10 protein-coding genes and 1 pseudogene are annotated in these 5,689 nt (G+C 39.7%); 6 read left to right on the top strand and 5 right to left on the bottom strand.

Features of this window, described 5'->3' with window-relative positions:
* From WA010_RS11355 to WA010_RS11340, 4 genes are all read right to left on the bottom strand, one after another.
* On the bottom strand, positions 1-242 hold a 242-nt coding region (locus WA010_RS11355), incomplete at its 3' end, for a DUF3108 domain-containing protein (RefSeq protein ID WP_422557226.1).
* Between the two features lie 52 nt (positions 243-294).
* The gene (locus WA010_RS11350) at positions 295-696 is read right to left on the bottom strand and encodes a hypothetical protein (RefSeq protein WP_422557225.1); all 402 of its coding nucleotides are present in this window, start codon (positions 694-696) and stop codon (positions 295-297) included.
* Positions 697-720: 24 nt separating this feature from the next.
* Positions 721-1,563: an aldo/keto reductase family protein gene (locus WA010_RS11345; protein ID WP_422557224.1), complete on the bottom strand. Its 843-nt coding sequence runs from the start codon at positions 1,561-1,563 to the stop codon at positions 721-723.
* Positions 1,564-1,614: 51 nt separating this feature from the next.
* Complete coding sequence (locus WA010_RS11340) at positions 1,615-2,283, bottom strand: hypothetical protein (RefSeq protein WP_422557223.1); 669 nt, start codon at positions 2,281-2,283, stop codon at positions 1,615-1,617.
* Positions 2,284-2,387: 104 nt separating this feature from the next.
* Between WA010_RS11340 and WA010_RS11335 the strand changes: the two genes are divergently transcribed.
* Both WA010_RS11335 and WA010_RS11330 read left to right on the top strand, forming a co-directional pair.
* Positions 2,388-2,753 (top strand): hypothetical protein, encoded by a 366-nt coding sequence (locus tag WA010_RS11335; protein ID WP_422557222.1) that lies wholly within the window; start codon positions 2,388-2,390, stop codon positions 2,751-2,753.
* An 8-nt stretch (positions 2,754-2,761) separates the two neighbouring features.
* Positions 2,762-3,046 (top strand): DUF1294 domain-containing protein, encoded by a 285-nt coding sequence (locus tag WA010_RS11330; protein WP_422557221.1) that lies wholly within the window; start codon positions 2,762-2,764, stop codon positions 3,044-3,046.
* Positions 3,047-3,049: 3 nt separating this feature from the next.
* Here the strand turns inward: WA010_RS11330 and WA010_RS11325 are convergent, their stop codons facing one another.
* On the bottom strand, positions 3,050-3,355 hold the full coding sequence (locus WA010_RS11325) for a hypothetical protein (RefSeq protein ID WP_422557220.1): 306 nt from the start codon (positions 3,353-3,355) through the stop codon (positions 3,050-3,052).
* Positions 3,356-3,471: 116 nt separating this feature from the next.
* Between WA010_RS11325 and WA010_RS11320 the strand changes: the two genes are divergently transcribed.
* The 4 genes and pseudogenes from WA010_RS11320 to WA010_RS11305 all read left to right on the top strand — a co-directional run.
* A complete protein-coding gene (locus WA010_RS11320) occupies positions 3,472-3,798 on the top strand; it encodes a hypothetical protein (protein ID WP_422557219.1) in 327 nt (108 codons plus the stop codon).
* A 107-nt stretch (positions 3,799-3,905) separates the two neighbouring features.
* Positions 3,906-4,163 (top strand): helix-turn-helix domain-containing protein, encoded by a 258-nt coding sequence (locus WA010_RS11315; protein ID WP_422557218.1) that lies wholly within the window; start codon positions 3,906-3,908, stop codon positions 4,161-4,163.
* Between the two features lie 223 nt (positions 4,164-4,386).
* Positions 4,387-4,722, top strand: a pseudogene (locus WA010_RS11310) (IS30 family transposase); the annotation flags it as partial.
* 236 nt (positions 4,723-4,958) lie between these two features.
* Positions 4,959-5,689: hypothetical protein (locus tag WA010_RS11305; protein ID WP_422557217.1), on the top strand; the 731-nt coding region annotated here is incomplete at its 3' end.

Raw genomic sequence — 5,689 nt, 5'->3', positions numbered from 1 at the left:
CCGTTGATGATATGTCCGTGACTCTCATAGGTTTCGATACGGTTGTTGGTGAGGAATTTTGCCACACCCGTGGTACGGGCTTCGATACGGATGGAATAGGTATCGTCCTCGCGGGTCTCAAACCGTGCATCGGCGATCCCCATCGTTTGGAATATTCCGTATGAGACCTCATAGGTCGCACTGATGACTTTGGCACTCAGGATTTGAGAAAGTAGCACAAGAAGTAAAATGATTGTTTTCATGGTGTAATCCTTTTTATGCCAGTATAATCTCTAATCGTGAATTTTTTGTGGACTATAAACTAAGCAGTAGCGATCCCGCCCCTTTGGAGACGATCCCCAGCGGCACTTTGATCCCCTCTTCCATGTGATCGGCAAAAATGCGGTTGAGCCATACCCGATTCGTCTGTACTTTTTGGAGGATGAGATACTCCTCTTTGTCAATCGTGAGGGTCATGTAAGAACCGATAGAGACATTCAGAGGCTGTTTTTCCCCCTCAGGCAATAGAACAAAAGAGAGCTTTTTTTTGGTCGTATCGACCGTAACGTTATCAACTTTCCCGTATCCGCGTGCGCTGAAATAGAGCGATACAGCGGAAGTGAGGATTTTAGAGCGGATCGAATCCATCGTGAAGAGTTCAGTACCATGAATACTCCCGAGCGTCAATACTAAAATTAATATAAAACGTTTAAGCATATATGTTTTCCTTTAAAAAAGGAATTATAGTAAAAGAGAACTTATAGCTACAATTTCAGAGGGCTTTAGCTCAAAAGAAAAAATTTCCAAATCTTCTTTAATGTGCTGTGGTGAAGTGGAACCGATTAGCGGTGTAATCCCGACATGAGAGAGATAGCGATAGAGGATTTGGGCCTCGGTTTTATCATACTCCTGCGTCAGCGCAAAAAATTCCCGACTACCTAAAATATGGGGATTGGCAGTCAATGACCAAAAACTCTGATAGACTATCCCCACCTCATCGCACCATAATCGAAGTTCACGATCATAACCGCTATCGGCATAAAATCGATTCTGCACCACTGCAGGTTTGATCGAAGCATCCCTATAAAGGGATTGGAGCAATTCTAAATCATAACAGTTACTGATTCCAAGTTGCTGTGCTCCGCTACTGTGAAAAATCGCTTCCATCGCTTCCCATACTTGTGATAAATGCGCATATGGAAACAAGGGCGAATGCAAAACAAGTGAATCAACATAATCGGTTTTTAGATTACGCTGTGACGATGCAAATGACTGTGCCACTTGTTCTGCCAATGATGCTGAGGGATCATAGGGGATACGATTCGGATCTTGTCCTGAGAGTGGAGTAAATTTAGTTTGGAGAAACAGTGCTTCACGTCCTATCCCGTGGGATGCCAACCTCATCAGCGCCTCTCCCACTAGCGGCTCCTCATAGTGTTTAGGCTGACATGCCGTATCAATCCCTCGAAATCCGCTTAAAACTGCCATCTCCACCAACTCAACAGTATGCTCTTTTTTCCATGCGGTGCCATAGATAAGAGCAGGCATTCTGACATTGTCATTCGTAAGCCGAAATGGAATCATGGTATCTCCTCACAATAAAGTGTTTAAAAAGTACATATCTTCGTATAATTGCTATTGCCCTTGTTCATATTTATCAGCTTTGAGCTTCACTTCCTGAGCTTTTTCTTTTTCCCCTATACTATTATAAATCTCTGAAGCTTTTCGCAAATAATCAGCATTACGGACATCTTCAGTATCGAGGATTTTGATCGTACTCTCATAGTCTTCACTTTGAGCATAACATTCTGCAATGTCAATAGCATGTGCTTGTATCGCAAACGGCTCAATACTGTAATATAACCCTTGTTCATCTACTTTATGACGAGTTTCTCGTGCACGTTTATACTCATCTAGTGCCTCAACACAATTTTTTGCTTCCAAATACCCTTCGATTTTTTTGATCTGGGCATGATAAAAATTTTGAACCTCTTTAATATTTTTACGTTCAAGCTCCGAATATATCATTACAGCTACAAATGATCCGATACCAATAATCAACGTAAGCATCATTACCATTTTGGATCCACTGGAAGATGATTGATTCGTTTGTTGATTAGCAAAGACTAGATGAATATCTGTTGCGATATTCCCATCCGAATTAAATTCTACATTTGCTCCAGCTATATGAGTAGTAGTTGAGTCTTTATACTCTTCGAGGACAAAACGGTAGGTATTTTGATACACATCTATGATTAATCCACTTTGCGTATTGCTATTGTATTCAAAGATTTTACCATGCATTTTTTTATCCATCCTAATGATATTCAAAACTGTAAAGGGATACATTATAGCTTTAATTTCATAACCGTACTATAATACGCATCATATTTTTAACCGAGGGTTCTATGACTTTTTCACCCAATCAACTCCAAAATATTAAAACATCGAGCGAGATCTACCGCAGTGAAGTAAATCGCATCAATGATTTGATCAATGCCCCGCAAAGTGACGATCGACTCGATAAACTCTATCTATTGCGTACCATAGCGACCATCGAACATGGGAAACGTATTGGACTCTTTGATGAAAATAACAGTGATGAATATCTCCAAGTTTTAGGAGCCGAAGTGAGCAAACATTTTCCCGAAAAAGATGACGAAGAGCTGTTTGACGATCTCGCTATTTTGGAAGATGATCTCCATAACCGCCTTTTTTCGAGTACGGAAAAAGAAAAAAATATCCTCTTAAAAGCATTGGGGTTAACCCTCTAGCGGCTCTGATGATGAAAGCTCTAATCCTCCTTCTCGTTCTTTTCAACCTGATAACATTTTTCGTATTTGGATACGATAAATATTTAGCTCGTACCAACCAACGACGGATCAGCGAAAAAACCCTCCTAACCTTAGCCCTCTTTGGTGGGAGTATCGGTGCAGTCTTCGCCCAAAAAATCTTCCGCCATAAAAGCCGTAAATACCGTAATCTTTTTTGGATTATACTTGGGGTGCAGTTTCTCCTATTTGAGGGGTTGTGGCTCTATACTCAGACGACATACGTAACATTTTAGTACCTATTCCTTCTTATTGATATATCTTTTTGTCAACCTGCAAAAATCATAAAAATCACTCAGCATCAAATAGCGAAATTCTATATCTTCGAATTGCTCCATCATGACCGGTTCGCCTTGCATATAGTATTTCACATCTTTTTGAAACTCTTTTGGGTAGTCGAGTTTTTCTGCACCCACCGATGAGAAACACTCCACAAAATCAGAAAAGAGCTGTATCACGATCGCCTCTTTATCCTGCGACCTGTGTTCGAGAAAATCGCTTACTTCTCCAAATCTCTCACATATACCTACCAAACACGGATCCACCAAATTCTCCCTATGAGCGATTATTGAAAACCATATACATAAACCATTCTCATAGAAATAGTCCCTTTGCGCACGATTTATGCATTTTCTGAAATATCATTAACTAGGAGAATACTATGGTCTGCAAACTGAAACAAATAGTCGATTTTATCCGCGAATATAAACTGCTTGAGGATTTAGATGATGAAGCGATCAGCAAGACGTTTCATACGTTCCCCCATTGTTGCTCATGGGATAAAGGGTTGGGCTTTGCCGAACTCGACGATGATCGTCTTGACCTCGCGGTCGATAAAATCATGGAAGTGCTTGATGATTCCTACGAACATGAATACACCGCACTGCAGATAAAAGCGATTGCTACCTCTTTTATGGGTATATTCGATGCAGCCGGCGCGCCCAAAAGCCCCGTACCGTTTGTGATTGTGATGTTGGCTAGGATATAGGGGATTTGAAATTTAAAAAGCATCTACTATTTGGCGAGTATTCCAAAGAAATCAATAATTTCATAGAAATAGTAGATATAAAATCATATTTGATTAGAGGTTTTGCCATGGACACCTTCGAACTCCATTCTTCCGTAGAAATAGCGCATGAAATAGGTCGCAGAGCTAAATCATTACGAAAAGCTACCAAAATGACCCAAAAAGAGTTTGCCGAATTTTCCGGCATACCCTTTGGAACCTATATGCGATTCGAACAAAGTGGAGAGATCTCGTTTCAAAATTTTATTATCATCATCATCCAAAGACTCGGACGCATCGAGGAACTTGAATCGATTCTTTTGCCTAGAAAGGCGATTAAATGGTAAATGATACACTTATAGTCAAAGCATGGGGTGAAACCGTAGCCAAAATTATCGAAAACGATAAGGGAACCTATGATTTCATCATGAAGTGCCCAATACGGTCTTAACCCCGTATGGGCAGATCGAATAGTCAAATTAACACAAAGCAGTGACAAATCGATCACTTGACGACTCGAAGCTACACTACAAAAACAACTCTGTTGCACTTGATTGTTGAATGGGCGAGACAATTACCAGTGATAACGGCAAAGAGTTTGCTAACCATGCCTATATCGAGCAAAAACTCGGAATTGATTTTTACTTTGCTGAACCCTATAAATCATGGCAGCGGGGATTAAACGAACATACCAATGGATTAATACGGGAATATATCCCCAAGAAAACGAAGTTTGAGACGATAAGTGATCAATTTATTGTAGAGATACAGGAGAAACTAAATCATAGACCTCGAAAAATACTTGGCTATAAAACTCCACACGAAGTGTTCTTTGCTAAAATTGCTGAATGGATTGACGACTCAAAACTACACTATAAAAATAACGTTGTTGCACTTGAGGGTTGAATGGGCGGAGTGAAATTGTATTTATGGAGAAGTGGTGGTGGGTCAACCAGGACTTGAACCTGGGACAACCCCGTTATGAGCCAAACGTACATAATTATCTTATATTATACTCAGCTCTAAAAAGCCCTATTCTGCGTTAATGTAATTCTTTCTTAATCTATGTAAAACTATACTATTAGATCAAAAGTCGGTACCTAACTCGGTACCCAACTTCTTATTGAAAGTGTATCAAAACAATGGCTATAAATAGAAAAGATTATCCAAACAAAATAGAAACTGGTCTGAATGCAAATAATGACCACACTATATTTTTATACCGCTTTATGTACGAAAAAAAAGAATATAGTGGTTTAATTGATTTAACTGACAAATCAGCATGGGGCAAAAAAGATCGAATCACTTTCGCCAAAGGCGAACTAGTTCGAATCAAAAACGAGAAGCGTGATTCTGTCTTCAATACAGAAATTACACTTGCTGCATACATGGAAGAGTATTGGAAAAATGTACCAGAGGGAAAATACAAGTCAATTCGCAAAAGTCACTACGATCGATATGTAAAACCCGAAATCGGAACAAAAAAACTTGTCGATTTGCGTCAAAAACACATTGAAGATGCACTAACAGAACAAGAAAAAAAGAATCTTTCCCCACGCACCCGGAAACAAACGATGGAAGTTTTGAATCCGGCAATGAAAAAAGCCATTGCGAACCGCATGATTCAATTTAATCCATGTGACGGAATCAAAATCAAGCTCCCATCAACGAAAAAGATCGTAGTCAATGCAACGATGACACTAAATAAGATCCACGCAGCCATCGAAGAAGAATTTAAAGGAGATCCTTTTTATCACGCCCTCTTCCTCTTCGCATTGCAAGGTAGACGCAGAGGAGAGATTATTACCCTTCGATGGGAAGATATCAACTTTGACGCAAACTATTACGTCCTACGCAAAACAAAGAATAATGA

Origin of the sequence: Sulfuricurvum sp. (assembly GCF_049305995.1) — a bacterium.
Taxonomy (GTDB): domain Bacteria; phylum Campylobacterota; class Campylobacteria; order Campylobacterales; family Sulfurimonadaceae; genus Sulfuricurvum.
Note: the sequence above shows the minus strand (reverse complement) of the source record. Positions and strands in the feature narration are given on the sequence as shown.